Here is a 12,867-nt window from a genome sequence, read left to right on the forward strand (position 1 = left end):
GTCCTCGCCTAGTGGTGCGGCACCAGTGTCGCACAGACGGGAAACCGTTGCAATCACTAGTGTTTACGTCGGTCTAGGCCCTCCTTTCGGCGGGGCCGCGACAGGGGTGAAAAAGGGCGTTTTTGGGGTTTAACTGTAGCAACCGCTACAGCCCTACCGGGCCCGTCTGAGGGTGCGCCGGTACGCGGACACCACCCACCTGGGCAGCCCCATCTCGGCGGCGATGGCGCCCGAGTCCCTGGCCCCGGTGACGGCCTCTGCGCGGGCGTACTCCTCGGCGGTGATGAGCTGGTGGGAGACGGTCTCATCGATGCGCCGCTCCACCGCCCGGGGCTGGTGGCCGTCATCGCCTCGGCGGGCGTGCTCCATCTCGTGCAGGAGGGCGGCGACCTCCTGCCCCTGGCTCATCCCGGCGCGGAGGGTGATGGTGCGGTCGCGGTGTGAGTAGACGCCCCACATGTCGCCGGGGAGGTGGTCCCAGCGCACGGCGATGCCCTGGTACTCGCAGACCAGGAGCAGGGCGGTCAGGGAGGCGGCGGTCACGCGGTGGACGGTAGCGGCGGCCACCGACAGGAATTCTGGCGCTAGGCCACGATCTGAGAGATGCGCTGCGGTGAGATTCCCATGAGGGCGGCGACGTCCCGTCCTGTGAGACCTTGCGCCCGCAGGGCGGTGACGGCAGCACGTGATGCGTCCCTGGCCGCGTCCTGCGCGCGGGCTAGGTCGGCTGTGGCGCTCTGGTAGTCCTCGACCAGGGCTGCCCACTGTGGATCGGCGGCGGTGATTGTGACGGTGTAGTCGGACGGGTCGCGGTCGGTCATGAGGGCGGCGGCGTCGGCTACCTCTGCGGCGATGTCCCCGAGCCGGCGCGCCTGAGTTCCGTACTCGTGGCCGTCGACGGTGAAGTCGGCGACCCACCACTTGCCGTCTCGTGTGACGGTGGCGTTGATGGTGTCCATGTCAGTTCTCCTCCTGAGCGTCCTGGCAGCGCTTGATGATCTTGTGGGCGAGGTTCTCGGCGATCTCGCGGTGGCGCGGGAGCGGCTCTTGCCATGTGCCGACGATGGCTTTGGTGTGGTTGCCGCCCTCTTTGAGAGTGAGAGTCAGGCCGTGTTCCTTGGCGATCTGCCGGAGGGCCTTCTCTAGGTCTCTGCGCTTCATAACGAATAATCTACCCCCCTAGACGCCAATTGTCTAGGGGGGGGGTAGATCGTTTGGGTTTGGGTCACTGCTCATTCTCAGCGTCCGGCGGGTAGCCGGGGTCGAGGGCGGCCATCTGGTGATAGTCCCTCTCGGTCGGCTCATCCTCATCGTCCTCGTCGGGCGGGGCGGCCGGGAAGGTGACGACGACGGCGTCGTCGGCGGGGGCGGGGGTGGGTCGACGTGACTGCTCGCGGTCCATCAAGTTCTCGGCATGCTCGATGATCTCGTGCGGGTAGACACCGAGCACTTCCGCAAGCTTGTGAATCTGATTCACCTTGATGTCGCGCTGCGCTCCAAGGACGCGATTCAGCGATGACTCCGGGATGCCTGACCTCTTGGCCAGTTCCCTGACAGTAATTCCGGCGATGGCTCGCTCTGCGGCGATGGCCTTAGCAGTCGCCTCGTTCATGTCCATATGGAGAGTGTAGGGACCAAAAGCGGCAGACGTCAACCCCAAGTGGACCCCAAACAGAGTTGCTCACTCTCCATTTGGAGAGTAGTGTCATCCACATGGACAGCACGACATATGCAGCCGCTGTCGCAGACAACATCGCAAAGGCAATTGATGTCGCCGGACTCAGTGCCAAAGCGGTATCGGACGCGACCGGCATCCCGTACACGACCCTCAAGCGCCGATTCAACTCAGGCGGAGCTTCACCGTTCAGCGTCCGAGAGATTAAGCAGATCGCAGCCCACCTAGGCGTCTCAGCTCGCGATCTCACCACCGTCTACGAGACGCCTGCTGTCGCCGAGGCGGTGCCGGCATGAGAGATCTTCTCCCCTTGGTACTCATCGCGACAATCTGTGCGGCAGTGGCAGGCACAGTCGCCGGTCTTCTGATTATGGGGCTTGGTCGCCTTCTGGGGTGGTCCTAGTGTCCGCGGCATCCGAGAACGTCATACCGGGGCGGGCAATGTCAGCAATCTTCCAGCTTTGCGAGCCGTGCCGCCCCCATCCCCACAGCAAGTTCTTCCGCCATGTCGGTGGACGTACCCACCGCAGCGTGATTGACGACTGCTCCCACACAACGCGGTCGTACGGACACACGATCTCTACTACGACCGAATCTCCTGGCTTAGCAAGCGCAATCATCGATAGGCGATGTGGCTTGTTAAACACCGCACTCACGCCTTCTCCATGCGCCTCGATCGAGACCTGGAAGGCAGTGCCGTCTCCCGCCTGGAGGAAGCGCAGGAGCGTGCGGACCGCTGCGGCGCCCTGCCCGCCCATCTCACGGAACGTGAGACTCGATGAACGCTCAGGAACCCAGTCTGCGTCAGACCTGTCGATAAGGCGCCAGGTCATCGAAATCAGGGAAGAGACGCCGACGGCGATCGAAGTGGTCACGGCAACGTCAGACAGGTTCACGACACCGACTCTATGCCCTTCTAGGCAAGGCAGTCCTCAGCCGCAGAAGTCCCTCATCCGAGATGGGTACCTGCCCAGCTCGCGCTGACCGACAGACACAAGAAAAGTGCCCCCACCTGAATCCAGCAGGTGAGGGCGGAAAGGAAACATCATGAGTGAAGTAATCCCCTTCGATTACGAGGGTACCAATTTCAGGGCTCTACAGGACAGTGCTGGGGAGCCGTGGTTCGTCGCCAACGACGTGTGCGAAGCCCTCGGCTTGAGCAACCCTCGTTCATCTCTTGCCCTCCTCGACGAGGACGAGAAGGGGGTACACAGTATGGACACCCCTGGCGGCACCCAGAACCTAGCGATCGTCTCCGAGGCCGGCCTGTACTCCCTCATCCTGCGCAGCCGTAAGCCCGAGGCTAAGGCCTTCAAGCGCTGGGTGACTCACGAGGTCCTGCCCGCGATCCGCCGCCACGGCGTCTACGCCACCCCGGACACCGTCGAGGCCATGCTCCAAGACCCCGACACCATGATCGCCACCCTCACCGCCCTCAAGACCGAGCGCGAGGCCAGGCAGGCACTCCAGGCGCAGGCGGAGGCGGACCGCCCCAAGGTCATCTTCGCTGACGCCGTCGCCGCATCCCACTCCACCATCCTGATCGGCGACCTCGCCAAGCTCCTGCGCCAGAACGGCGTCGAGATCGGCGCCAACCGCCTGTTCGAGTGGATGCGTCGCAACGGGTTCCTGATCGCCCGCAAGGGCACCGACCGCAACATGCCGACCCAGCGCGCCCAGGAGATGGGCCTGTTCTGGGTCAAGGAGACCGCGATCACCCACTCCGACGGCCACGTGACTGTCTCACGCACCCCGAAGGTCACCGGCAAGGGGCAGGAGTACTTCGTGTCCCGCTTCCTGGACGGCCGCTTCACCACCGAGGAGGCCGCCGCATGACCGCCCCGTCTCACGCCCTGCCGTCGACGCCCCTGGCTGCCCTGTGGCGGGCACTGACCACACCCCGCCACACCCCACGACACAGGAAGGAGGGGCGGCGATGACGTTCAGTCTGCGCACACCATCCGGTGACAGTCTCCTCGTGCCCGACGACGTCAGCATCGAGGTCTCTGTCGACGAAGACGGGCTCATGAGGTTGAGCACCGAGCTCTACGTGAACTCGGTCGACATCGAGGCCGACAGCGTTCAGTCCTTCGCGGGTCGACCGTCGAGCGGGACGACGACCGGCCCGTCCTCCCCCATGAGCTCCTCCTCGGTAGGTGGCGTCGAGCAGGGTGCTGTGACGCCGTCGTCAGGTAGTGGTGCCGACGAGCCTACCGAGGAGGCCCCCACCAGCGGCTGCCACCTGCAGGAGCTGACGGGCTCGTGCCGCCGCTGCCAGGCGGGGGGTGCGTCATGAGTGTCGAGCGCGCCTACTCCACAGCCCAGGTCGCCGACCTGATGGGCCTGTCCGTCTACACGGTCCTGCGACACTGCCGGTCCGGTCGTATCCCAGGTGCTTTCCGTGCCGGTAGCGAGCACGGGCGGTGGCGGATCCCGGAGTCCGCGCTGGAGGCGTACGGGCGCCGGCACCTGGCGCCGGTGCCTGACGACCCGGCGAAGTTGCAGCCGCGTAGCCCGCGGGCTCGGCGTGGCCGCCGGAGGTCCGCATGAAGCTCATCGGGCTCTCAATCTTCCTGCTGGCTGGTCTGGCTGGGTGCCTGGCCGCCGTCCTGGGCGGGGTGTCTAACCCGGCCTGCCTGGTGGGGATGGGGGCGGGCTTGGCCGTGATGTGGCTGGCCGACCTCCCCACGACTGAATCCACTCACTCATCTACTGACTACGACTCACAGAAAGGGGCTCACCGATGAGCCGCCCAGAAACCATTGAACACCTGCCAGAGTCCGAGCGTTTCACGCCGGTCGTCACCGTCTGCTCAGTGGACCTGCTGCACATCGACGGCGACGCGCTGCGAGGGCTGGCGCAGATCTACGACCTGCTGGAAGAGTCGACATGGCTCTCGGCGCAGGCAGTGGACGACGATCACGTCGCCTACGTGCGCCGGAGGTCACCGAGGGAGATGCGCGAGACCCTGAGTGAGGCGCAGTGCAACTGGGACTGGCGGCAGGGCCTGTATGAGCGTGCTGCTGCTGGTGAGGTCCTGGACGCGTGGCGCCGGCACCACGTGGACGGGCACGCCAGGGCTGAGGGCCTGGACCCGATCGACTGGGACGCCCTGGACGCCGCGAAGGGCGGTGAGACGGCATGAGCGCCATGACCAGAGACGACGTCATCACCATCGTCCTGAGGGCCCACCGGCTCGGGCAGGCGCCTGACCTTCGGGACACGGACCTGTCCAACCTGAACCTGCGGGAGCTGGACCTGACCGACGCAGACCTGCGCGGCGCAAACCTGGACGGGGCCGACCTGTCCTGGTCGACACTGTCCACCGCGGATCTGACAGACGCGGACCTGCGCGGGGCCACCCTGCGCCGCACGGTCCTGACCCGCGCGGTCCTAACACGAGCGGCCCTCACGCAGGTGTACGCCCGCGACGCGGACATGGCCGGCGCGGACCTGCGCCGAAGCATCCTGCCGCGCGCCGAACTGAGGAACGCCAACCTCGTCGACTCGGACATGCGAGGTGCGGATCTGCGCGGAGCAGATCTGCGCGGCACCTGGCTGCCTTACACGGACATGCGCGGCGCCGATCTGGCGGGCGCGGACCTGCGCGACGCCGATCTGGAGGGTGCGGACCTGCACGGCGCCAGCCTGCAGAGTTCCGATCTGCGCGGCGCGGACCTGACAGACGCCGAGCTGACAGACGCGGACCTGCGCGGCGCGGACCTGCGCGGCGCGGACATCGACGAGTACGCCGAGGAGGACTTCTTCAACCGCGGCGCCCACGTGACCGGCTGGGGCGATGCGGCATGAGCGCGCGCCGCGCTATCGAGACCGCACTCGCCTCTCTGATCTATCTCCTCACGCTGCCGGTCATGGCCCTGCTCATCCCGCTGGTGTGGGCGGTGTGCGGCTGGCAGGACTGGCGTGATCGGCGTCGAGCGCGGCGTGAGCGGGCATGGCTCGCCGAGCAGAAGGCGGGTGAGCGCTGATGCACGCCGAGGACCTGTATTACCTCAACGCCGCGGATGACTGGGCGCGCCGGGATGAGATCGAGGCGGAGGACGCCGAGCACGAGGCCGCCTACTGGGACGACGCCGACCGCGCCTACGAGCAGCACCGCGACGAGCGGGATGAAGACCTGTACGACAACGACCCCTACGAGGGAGGTGAGGCGGCATGAGCATCCGCGTGGACCGGCGAGCGATCGCCTCAGTGATCAAGGCGGCCAAGTCGCTGCACCACAAGAGGCAGGAGGATGACACGCGCATCAGGGCCGTCGTCCTGACCGAGGACGGCCGACTGCAGGCCTTCAGCGACGACAAGGCGCTGGGCGTCTCGGCCCTGGTCGCCGTGGCCGGGATCACCCGGCACCTGCGCCCCTACAGCGCCGAGGGGCTCCTGGAGCCGGGGATGTACGAGCGCGACGACCTGGAGGCCTGGGCCGGCCGCAAGGCGAGCACCGACGTCCTGGAGCCGCTGACCGAGCCGGAGATCGCCGGGCGTGGCCACGGCCGCCTCGTGCAGGCCTATCCGGTCCTCATGAGGCCGATCGCCGAGGACTGGGAGCCGCCGGCCAAGACCGAGCCGGAGCCGCCGGAGGTCAAGTTCCCGTTGCGCGCGGTCTCGGCCCTGACCCGGGTCCTGTGCGTGCCCAACGCCAGCGGGACGAGCCCCACCGCCGTCGTCGGGATCAACACGGCCTGGATCCGCGAGCCCAAGCGCGGCAGGTGGCAGCTGGCCCTGTGGAGCGGCCGGGGAGACGAGCTGCGCGCCATCGCGGCCCCCGTCCGCGGCGACATCCCCGCCAAGCACGACAACACGGAAGGAAAGATGTCGTGACACCGCAGAAGCTCCAGGAGATCGCCGGGGCGCTGAGAGCGCTCGCCGACGCGATCGAGCCCGCGGACGAGCCCGTGGAGGAGGCGCGAGCACCCGAGCCCGAGGCTGAGGAGAAGACCGAACCCGATCCAGAGCGCCTGCCTCCGCTCACCTTGGAGTCCGTGCGCGAGCAGCTGTCCGACTTCGTCAAGGCCGGGCGCTCGGCCGACGTCAAGGCTGCGCTCTCCTCCCTCGGGGTCTCCAAGCTCTCGGAGCTGGAGGAGTCCCAGTACGCGGCGCTGCTGGAGGCGATCGGCCGTGCCTGACCAGCACGCCGTCCTGGGGCCCTCAGGAGCCCACCGATGGCTACGGTGCACAGCGGCCTCGGCGCTTGAGGCGACGATGCCCGTCCCTCCCACCAGCGAAGCCGCCAAGGAGGGCACGCGCGCCCACGCCATGGCTGAGGCCAAGCTGCGCGCCTGGCTCGGTCACGAGGAGCCGCCGTCCTCCGACGACCCGGAGCCGGAGATGGACGAGGCGACCGACGCCTACGTCGACCTCGTCAAGACCATCGCCCAGGAGCTGCACGGAACGGTCGCCGTCGAGCAGCACCTCGACCTGGGCCGCATCATCCCCGGCGGCTTCGGCACGGCCGACGCGGTCATCGTCTCCGAGCCGGTGCTGCACGTCGTCGACCTGAAGTACGGGCGCGGAGTGCGGGTCGAGGCCGAGGGCAACCCTCAGCTGCGGCTGTACGCGCTGGGCGCGCTCGCCGCTTTCGAGCCGCTCTACGACGTCGAGACCGTGCGCATGACGATCGTCCAGCCGCGTCTGGACGCCGTGTCCACGGCCGAGATGAGCCGGACGGACCTGGAGGAGTGGGGGCGCACCGTCGTCGCCCCTGCTGCGAAGGCGGCGCTGGACGGCACCGGCGTCTTCCGCGCCGGGGACTGGTGCCGCTGGTGCCGGGCCAAGGCCATCTGCCGGGCCCGAGCCGAGGAGAACCTGGCCCTGGCCCGCCGCGAGATGGCTCCGGCACCTGCGCTCACGCCCGAAGAGCTCGCCGACGTCATCACGCGCGGGCGACGGCTCGCCGCCTGGGTCAAGGACGTCGAGGAGCACGCCACGGCGGCGCTCACGGCGGGCGAGGGTGTGCCCGGGCTCAAGCTCGTCGCCGGACGGGGCCGGCGCGCCTTCACCGACGCCGAGGCCGCCGCCGACGCGGCAGAGAAGGCCGGCTACGTCTCGCGCGAGACGCGCCCGCTGCCGCTGTCGGCCATCGAGAAGGCGATGGGCCGCAAGAGGTTCGCCGAGGTCCTCGGCGATCTCGTCACCAAGACCGAGGGCGTGCCGCTGCTGGTGGCCGCCTCCGACCCGCGCCCCGCGTGGGAACCCGTTACACCGCAATCCGAGTTCACGAAGGAGAACTGACCATGTCCAAGCGCATCATGCTCCGCAACGTCCGCCTGTCCTACGCCCACGTGTGGGAGCCCAAGTCCGTCAACGGCGGCGAGCCGAAGTACTCGGCCTCGCTCATCATCCCCAAGGCGGACACCACCATGATCCAGATGGTGGAGAAGGCCATCGACGAGGTTCTCAAGTCCGAGGGCCCCGGCAAGTTCGGCGGGAAGGTTCCCCCGCGCGGATCGCTCAAGCTCCCGCTGCGCGACGGCGACACCGACCGCGACGACGCCGCCTACGCCGACGCCATGTTCCTCAACGCCAGCTCCAAGACCCGCCCCGGCATCGTCGACGCCGAAGTGCATCCGATCCTGGACCGCGAGGAGGTCTACTCCGGCTGCTACGCCAACGTCACCGTTGAGCTGTACGTCTTCAACGTGAACGGCAACCGTGGTGTGGCCTGCGGGCTGGGCAACATCCAGAAGCTGCGCGACGGCGAGCGCCTGGGCGGAGGCGGGGTCAAGGCCGAGAGCGAGTTCGCCGTCGTCGACGACGGCGCGGCCGACTTCCTGTCCTGACCAATGCCGATGGGGTAACGGAACGGACCCCCATCGGCTGGCCCGACCAGCAGGCACCCGGGTGCAAGCCCCGGGCGGGCGCGAAACATGAAGACCCTGAAGTGGAGCGTTATGCGCACGTTGAGCATCGACATCGAAACCTTCTCGAAGGCGAGCCTGCCCTCGGTGGGCGTCTACCGGTACGCGGCCGACGAGTCCTTCGAGATCCTGCTGTTCGCCTACGCCGTCGACGGGGGAGAGGTGCAGATCGTGGACCTGGCCCGCGGCGAGCAGATCCCCGGGGACGTCCTCGACGCCCTCGAAGACCCCGGCGTGGTCAAGAGCGCCTTCAACGCCGCCTTCGAGCGCGTGTGCCTGTCAGCCCACCTCGGGCACCGCCTGGACCCCGAGGGCTGGAGATGCTCGATGGTGTGGGCCTCCTTCGCCGGGGTCCCCCTCGACCTGGCCGGCGTGGCCAAGGCTCTGCACCTGGAGACGGAGAAGATGGGCGAGGGCAAGAACCTCATCCGCTACTTCTCCCTGCCCGCCAAGCCCACGAAGGCCAACGGCGGACGAGAGCGAAACCTGCCCGAGCACGCCCCCGACGACTGGGAGACGTTCAAGGCCTACTGCAAGCGCGACGTCGAGGTCGAGCTCGCCATCACCAAGCGGCTGCACGCCATGCCCATGCCCGCCCGGGAGTGGGACAACTACTGGGACGACCAGCGCATCAACGACCGCGGCGTGCGCATCGACGCCGACCTGGCCACCGCCGCCGTCGACGCCGACAACACCGGACGCGCCAGCGCGCTTGAGCGGATGCGGGAGCTGACCAGAGTGGACAACCCCGCCTCCGTCACGCAGCTGCTCGCCTGGCTGCGCTCCCAGGGCCTTCAGATCGACTCACTCGCCAAGGCCGACGTCGCCGCCGCCCTCGAAGGCGCCCTCGAAGGCGACGTCGCCGAGGTCCTCGCCCTGCGCCAGGAGATGGCCAAGTCCTCGGTCAAGAAGTACGAGCGCATGCTCGCCTGCCGCTGCCCCGACGGGCGCGCCCACGGCCTCCTGCAGTTCATGGGCGCCGGACGCACCGGACGCTGGGCGGGCAGGCTCGTCCAGGTCCAGAACCTGCCGCGCCAGTCCATCAGCGACCTGGAGGCAGCCGCCGACCTCGTGCGCACCGGCCACGCCGACATGCTCGAGACCCTGTGGGGCTCGGCCCCGCAAGTCCTGTCCGAGCTCATCCGCGCCGCCTTCGTCGCCGAGCCCGGCAGCCGCTTCCTCGTCGCCGACTACTCCGCCATCGAGGCGCGCACCATCGCCTGGCTGGCCGGTGAGCAATGGGTGCTCGACCTGTTCGAGGCGGGCGGGGACATCTACTGCGAGACCGGCACCCGCATGTTCCGCCAAGTCGTCGAGAAGCACTCGCCCCTGCGCCAGCGGGCCAAGGTCGCCGTGCTCGCCTGCGGCTACCAGGGCGGCGTGGGAGCCCTCAAGACCATGGGCGGCGAGAAGCTGGGGCTGAGCGAAGATGAGATGGCCGACATCGTCGCGGCCTGGCGCGCCGCCAACCCGAAGATCGCGCAGCTGTGGTGGGACATCAACGCCGCCGCCATCGCCGTCATCAAGGACGGCGGAGCGCGCGCCGTGGGGCGCATACGCCTGGCCCACGACAAGGGCGCGCTCATCATCACCCTGCCCTCCGGCCGTCCACTCGTCTACCCCTCCCCGCGCATCGGCGAGAACCGCTTCGGGGGCGAGTCCATCACCCACATGGGCGTCGGGGTCAACCGCAAGTGGGGCCGAATCGAGACCTACGGCGGCAAGCTCACCGAGAACATTGTCCAGGCCACCGCCCGAGACATCCTCGCCCACGCCATCGCCCGCCTGGAGCGCAGCGGCTACCCGGTCGTCATGCACATCCACGACGAGGTCGTCACTGAGGTCCCCGAGGGCCGCGGGTCGGTGGAGGAGCTGTGCGCCCTCATGTCGCAGGCCCCGCCATGGGCCGACGGGCTGCCACTGGCGGCCGAGGGCTTCGAGTCGACCTACTACCGGAAGGGCTGATGAGACATGCAGCTGAAGATCTCCACCGCCCCCAGGCGCACCTCCAAGCACTGGCGCAACGACGTCATCGAGTGGGACGACCTGGTCGAGCGCACGCGCACCACGCACCGCACCAGCGAGACGCACGAGCAGTACATGGCGATGAGTGCGGCCGAGCAGAGCGACGTCAAGGACGTCGGTGGCTTCGTCGCCGGGCACCTGGCCGACGGGCGGCGCAAGAAGGGCAACGTGCTCTCCCGCTCCGCGCTCGCCCTGGACATCGACTTCGCCCGACCCGACATCTGGCTGACCCTGGCCGAGGCCATCGACGTCGAGGCCATCGCCTACACCACCCATAAGCACAGCCCCGCCCAGCCTCGCGTGCGCCTGGTCGTGCCACTGGCGAGGGAGGTCAGCGCCGAGGAGTACGTGCCGATCGCGCGCCGGGTCGCCTCATGGGTGGGCATGGACGCCTTCGACGACTCCACCTACGAGCCCCACCGGCTCATGTACTGGCCGTCCACCAGCGCCGACGGGGAGTACGTGCATCAGCACTACGAGGGAGCGGTCCTCGACCCCGACGAGGTCCTGGCCTCCTACGAGGACTGGACGGACGCCAGCACCTGGCCCACGTCCTCGCGCGAGCTGGGCGCCCACGCCGGGCACAGCGGCGACCGCCAGGCCGACCCCCGGGACAAGGGCGGCATCGTAGGCGCGTTCTGCCGCGCCTACACCGTCCCCGAGGCCATCGAGAAGTTCATCCCCGCCTACGAGCGGGTCGACGACACGCGCTACACCTACACCCCCGGCCAGGCCACCGGCGGCCTCGTCATCTACGACGACGGCCTGTTCGCCTACTCCCACCACGGATCCGACCCCGCAGGCGGGCAGCTGTGCAACGCCTTCGACCTGGTGCGCCTCCACCGCTTCGGAGACGAGGACAAGGGCAGCGAGGACACCGGAGGCCGCACGCCCTCGTTCAAGGCCATGGAGGCCTGGGCCGCGGACCTGCCCGAGGTGCGCGAGCAGCAGCTGGCCGACATCGCGGCCGAGTTCGAGGACGTCACCGGCGACAGCGGTGAGTGGATGAGCGGCCTCGACCTGGACACCGACAAGAGCGGACGCCTGCGCCCCACCCTGCCCAACCTGGAGAGGCTCCTGCGCGCGGACCCGAACCTGAAGGGCATCGCCTACGACGAGCTGTGGGGCGCCATCGCCGTGCGCGACATCCTGCCCTGGGCCCGCCCAGCCGGCCCCTGGCGCGACGTCGACGACGCCTACCTGGCCAGCTACGTCGAGAGCCGTTATGCGCGCTTCGCCGAGCGGGACCTGCGTAACGCTCTGGCCGTCGTCGCCGACGAGCGGCGCTTCCACCCCGTGCGCGACTACCTGCGCTCCCTGCCCGAATGGGACGGCGCGGCGCGCGTCGACACGCTCCTGGTGGACACTCTCGGCGCGCCGGACGACGACTACACCCGCGCCGTCACCCGCAAGCTGCTGTGCGCGGCCATCAGGAGGGTCAAGCGCCCCGGGGTCAAGTTCGACACCATGCTCGTGCTCGCGGGCCCGCAGGGCATCGGCAAGTCCACCCTCGTGGCGAGATTGGCGGGCGATTGGTTCAACGACTCCCTGTCGCTGGCCGACACGAGGGACAAGACAGCCGCCGAGAAGCTGCAGGGCTTCTGGATCCACGAGTTCGGAGAGCTCGCCGGGATGCGCAAGGCCGACACCGAGGCCCTGCGCTCCTTCCTCTCGCGCCAGGACGACGTCTACCGCGGAGCCTACGAGCGCCGGGTGGCCCACCACCCGCGCCAATGCGTCTTCTTCGGCACCACCAACGCTGAGGATGGCTTCCTCACTGACCCCGCGGGCAACCGCCGCATGTGGCCCGTGATGGTCACCGGCGAGTGCGAGCGCAAGCCCTGGGACCTGTCCGAGAACGAGGTCGAGCAGATCTGGGCCGAGGCGCTGAGATACGAGAAGGCGGGGGAGAAGCTGCACCTGACCGGGGAGGTCGCCCGCATCGCCGAGGAGCGCCAGCGCGCGGCCATCGAGGTCGACGAGAGGCTCGGGCTGATCTCCGAGTACCTGGAGGCCCCGATCACCTCGGACTGGAGCGCGCTGGGCGCCAGCGACCGGCGCGGCTGGTACCTGGGGATCGCCCCCGACTTCGCCGAGCGCCAGACCGTTGAGCGCACCCGCGTGAGCGTGGCCGAGGTGTGGTGCGAGTGCCTGGGCAAGCAGCAGGGCGACCTGACCCGCCGCGACTCGTACTGGATCTCCAACGCCCTGAAGAAGCTGGGGTGGGAGGCGGCTCGGCACCCAGCCAGGAGAGGGCCCTACGGAAGGCAGAAGGTGTTCGTGAAGCCGTCC

At 68.6% G+C, this 12,867-nt stretch carries 18 protein-coding genes; 13 read left to right on the top strand and 5 right to left on the bottom strand.

The genetic code is table 11. The features are described from left to right. Nucleotides 1–153: 153 nt before the first annotated feature. The 4 genes from HMPREF0058_RS00520 to HMPREF0058_RS00535 all read right to left on the bottom strand — a co-directional run bounded on the left by HMPREF0058_RS00520 (nucleotide 154) and on the right by HMPREF0058_RS00535 (nucleotide 1,618). On the bottom strand, nucleotides 154–543 hold the full coding sequence (locus HMPREF0058_RS00520; RefSeq protein ID WP_141560436.1) for a hypothetical protein: 390 nt from the start codon (nucleotides 541–543) through the stop codon (nucleotides 154–156). A gap of 41 nt (nucleotides 544–584) precedes the next feature. Continuing rightward, a complete protein-coding gene (locus HMPREF0058_RS00525) occupies nucleotides 585–959 on the bottom strand; it encodes a helix-turn-helix domain-containing protein (RefSeq protein ID WP_006547685.1) in 375 nt (124 codons plus the stop codon). A 1-nt stretch (nucleotide 960) separates the two neighbouring features. Further along, entirely contained in the window at nucleotides 961–1,161 is a 201-nt protein-coding gene (locus tag HMPREF0058_RS00530; protein WP_006547686.1) for a hypothetical protein, read from the bottom strand. Between the two features lie 64 nt (nucleotides 1,162–1,225). Beyond that, nucleotides 1,226–1,618, bottom strand: coding sequence for a helix-turn-helix domain-containing protein (locus HMPREF0058_RS00535; RefSeq protein ID WP_006547687.1), 393 nt, complete (start codon nucleotides 1,616–1,618; stop codon nucleotides 1,226–1,228). 95 nt (nucleotides 1,619–1,713) lie between these two features. On the opposite strand from HMPREF0058_RS00535, the gene HMPREF0058_RS12220 reads away from it, so the two are divergent. After that, on the top strand, nucleotides 1,714–1,971 hold the full coding sequence (locus HMPREF0058_RS12220; RefSeq protein ID WP_141560437.1) for a helix-turn-helix domain-containing protein: 258 nt from the start codon (nucleotides 1,714–1,716) through the stop codon (nucleotides 1,969–1,971). A 72-nt stretch (nucleotides 1,972–2,043) separates the two neighbouring features. On the opposite strand, the gene HMPREF0058_RS00540 is transcribed toward HMPREF0058_RS12220, so the two are convergent. Continuing rightward, nucleotides 2,044–2,571, bottom strand: a complete 528-nt coding sequence (locus HMPREF0058_RS00540; RefSeq protein ID WP_040319456.1) for a hypothetical protein — start codon at nucleotides 2,569–2,571, stop codon at nucleotides 2,044–2,046. Between the two features lie 151 nt (nucleotides 2,572–2,722). On the opposite strand from HMPREF0058_RS00540, the gene HMPREF0058_RS00545 reads away from it, so the two are divergent. From HMPREF0058_RS00545 to HMPREF0058_RS00605, 12 genes are all read left to right on the top strand, one after another. Next, on the top strand, nucleotides 2,723–3,511 hold the full coding sequence (locus HMPREF0058_RS00545; protein WP_006547688.1) for a phage antirepressor: 789 nt from the start codon (nucleotides 2,723–2,725) through the stop codon (nucleotides 3,509–3,511). A gap of 456 nt (nucleotides 3,512–3,967) precedes the next feature. Continuing rightward, nucleotides 3,968–4,225, top strand: a complete 258-nt coding sequence (locus tag HMPREF0058_RS13445) for a helix-turn-helix domain-containing protein (RefSeq protein WP_081449123.1) — start codon at nucleotides 3,968–3,970, stop codon at nucleotides 4,223–4,225. 193 nt (nucleotides 4,226–4,418) lie between these two features. Then, complete coding sequence (locus tag HMPREF0058_RS00560) at nucleotides 4,419–4,820, top strand: DUF7432 family protein (protein WP_006547692.1); 402 nt, start codon at nucleotides 4,419–4,421, stop codon at nucleotides 4,818–4,820. Further along, the gene (locus HMPREF0058_RS00565; RefSeq protein ID WP_006547693.1) at nucleotides 4,817–5,485 is read left to right on the top strand and encodes a pentapeptide repeat-containing protein; all 669 of its coding nucleotides are present in this window, start codon (nucleotides 4,817–4,819) and stop codon (nucleotides 5,483–5,485) included. The genes HMPREF0058_RS00560 and HMPREF0058_RS00565 overlap by 4 nt, the downstream gene beginning before the upstream one ends. Continuing rightward, complete coding sequence (locus tag HMPREF0058_RS00570) at nucleotides 5,482–5,664, top strand: hypothetical protein (RefSeq protein WP_006547694.1); 183 nt, start codon at nucleotides 5,482–5,484, stop codon at nucleotides 5,662–5,664. The genes HMPREF0058_RS00565 and HMPREF0058_RS00570 overlap by 4 nt, the downstream gene beginning before the upstream one ends. After that, nucleotides 5,664–5,855: a hypothetical protein gene (locus HMPREF0058_RS00575; protein WP_006547695.1), complete on the top strand. Its 192-nt coding sequence runs from the start codon at nucleotides 5,664–5,666 to the stop codon at nucleotides 5,853–5,855. Before HMPREF0058_RS00570 ends, HMPREF0058_RS00575 begins: the two co-directional genes overlap by 1 nt. Then, complete coding sequence (locus HMPREF0058_RS00580; protein ID WP_006547696.1) at nucleotides 5,852–6,514, top strand: hypothetical protein; 663 nt, start codon at nucleotides 5,852–5,854, stop codon at nucleotides 6,512–6,514. Before HMPREF0058_RS00575 ends, HMPREF0058_RS00580 begins: the two co-directional genes overlap by 4 nt. After that, the gene (locus tag HMPREF0058_RS00585) at nucleotides 6,511–6,819 is read left to right on the top strand and encodes a hypothetical protein (RefSeq protein ID WP_006547697.1); all 309 of its coding nucleotides are present in this window, start codon (nucleotides 6,511–6,513) and stop codon (nucleotides 6,817–6,819) included. The genes HMPREF0058_RS00580 and HMPREF0058_RS00585 overlap by 4 nt, the downstream gene beginning before the upstream one ends. Next, nucleotides 6,812–7,924: a DUF2800 domain-containing protein gene (locus tag HMPREF0058_RS00590; protein WP_040319457.1), complete on the top strand. Its 1,113-nt coding sequence runs from the start codon at nucleotides 6,812–6,814 to the stop codon at nucleotides 7,922–7,924. The genes HMPREF0058_RS00585 and HMPREF0058_RS00590 overlap by 8 nt, the downstream gene beginning before the upstream one ends. A gap of 2 nt (nucleotides 7,925–7,926) precedes the next feature. Next, nucleotides 7,927–8,472 (top strand): DUF2815 family protein, encoded by a 546-nt coding sequence (locus tag HMPREF0058_RS00595; RefSeq protein ID WP_006547699.1) that lies wholly within the window; start codon nucleotides 7,927–7,929, stop codon nucleotides 8,470–8,472. Nucleotides 8,473–8,559: 87 nt separating this feature from the next. Then, nucleotides 8,560–10,515, top strand: a complete 1,956-nt coding sequence (locus HMPREF0058_RS00600; protein WP_006547700.1) for a DNA polymerase — start codon at nucleotides 8,560–8,562, stop codon at nucleotides 10,513–10,515. 6 nt (nucleotides 10,516–10,521) lie between these two features. Then, nucleotides 10,522–12,867: virulence-associated E family protein (locus tag HMPREF0058_RS00605; RefSeq protein ID WP_006547701.1), on the top strand; the 2,346-nt coding region annotated here is incomplete at its 3' end.

It is taken from the genome of Actinomyces urogenitalis DSM 15434 (assembly GCF_000159035.1).
Taxonomy (GTDB): domain Bacteria; phylum Actinomycetota; class Actinomycetes; order Actinomycetales; family Actinomycetaceae; genus Actinomyces; species Actinomyces urogenitalis.

Excerpts from the sequence above, each read along its gene's own strand:
- HMPREF0058_RS00525 (WP_006547685.1), bottom strand. The coding sequence starts at position 959 with ATGGACACCATCAACGCCACCGTCACACGAGACGGCAAGTGGTGGGTC.
- HMPREF0058_RS00530 (WP_006547686.1), bottom strand. The coding sequence starts at position 1,161 with ATGAAGCGCAGAGACCTAGAGAAGGCCCTCCGGCAGATCGCCAAGGAA.
- HMPREF0058_RS00535 (WP_006547687.1), bottom strand. The coding sequence starts at position 1,618 with ATGGACATGAACGAGGCGACTGCTAAGGCCATCGCCGCAGAGCGAGCC.
- HMPREF0058_RS12220 (WP_141560437.1), top strand. The coding sequence starts at position 1,714 with ATGGACAGCACGACATATGCAGCCGCTGTCGCAGACAACATCGCAAAG.
- HMPREF0058_RS00545 (WP_006547688.1), top strand. The coding sequence starts at position 2,723 with ATGAGTGAAGTAATCCCCTTCGATTACGAGGGTACCAATTTCAGGGCT.
- HMPREF0058_RS13445 (WP_081449123.1), top strand. The coding sequence starts at position 3,968 with ATGAGTGTCGAGCGCGCCTACTCCACAGCCCAGGTCGCCGACCTGATG.
- HMPREF0058_RS00560 (WP_006547692.1), top strand. The coding sequence starts at position 4,419 with ATGAGCCGCCCAGAAACCATTGAACACCTGCCAGAGTCCGAGCGTTTC.
- HMPREF0058_RS00565 (WP_006547693.1), top strand. The coding sequence starts at position 4,817 with ATGAGCGCCATGACCAGAGACGACGTCATCACCATCGTCCTGAGGGCC.
- HMPREF0058_RS00570 (WP_006547694.1), top strand. The coding sequence starts at position 5,482 with ATGAGCGCGCGCCGCGCTATCGAGACCGCACTCGCCTCTCTGATCTAT.
- HMPREF0058_RS00575 (WP_006547695.1), top strand. The coding sequence starts at position 5,664 with ATGCACGCCGAGGACCTGTATTACCTCAACGCCGCGGATGACTGGGCG.
- HMPREF0058_RS00580 (WP_006547696.1), top strand. The coding sequence starts at position 5,852 with ATGAGCATCCGCGTGGACCGGCGAGCGATCGCCTCAGTGATCAAGGCG.
- HMPREF0058_RS00595 (WP_006547699.1), top strand. The coding sequence starts at position 7,927 with ATGTCCAAGCGCATCATGCTCCGCAACGTCCGCCTGTCCTACGCCCAC.
- HMPREF0058_RS00600 (WP_006547700.1), top strand. The coding sequence starts at position 8,560 with ATGAAGACCCTGAAGTGGAGCGTTATGCGCACGTTGAGCATCGACATC.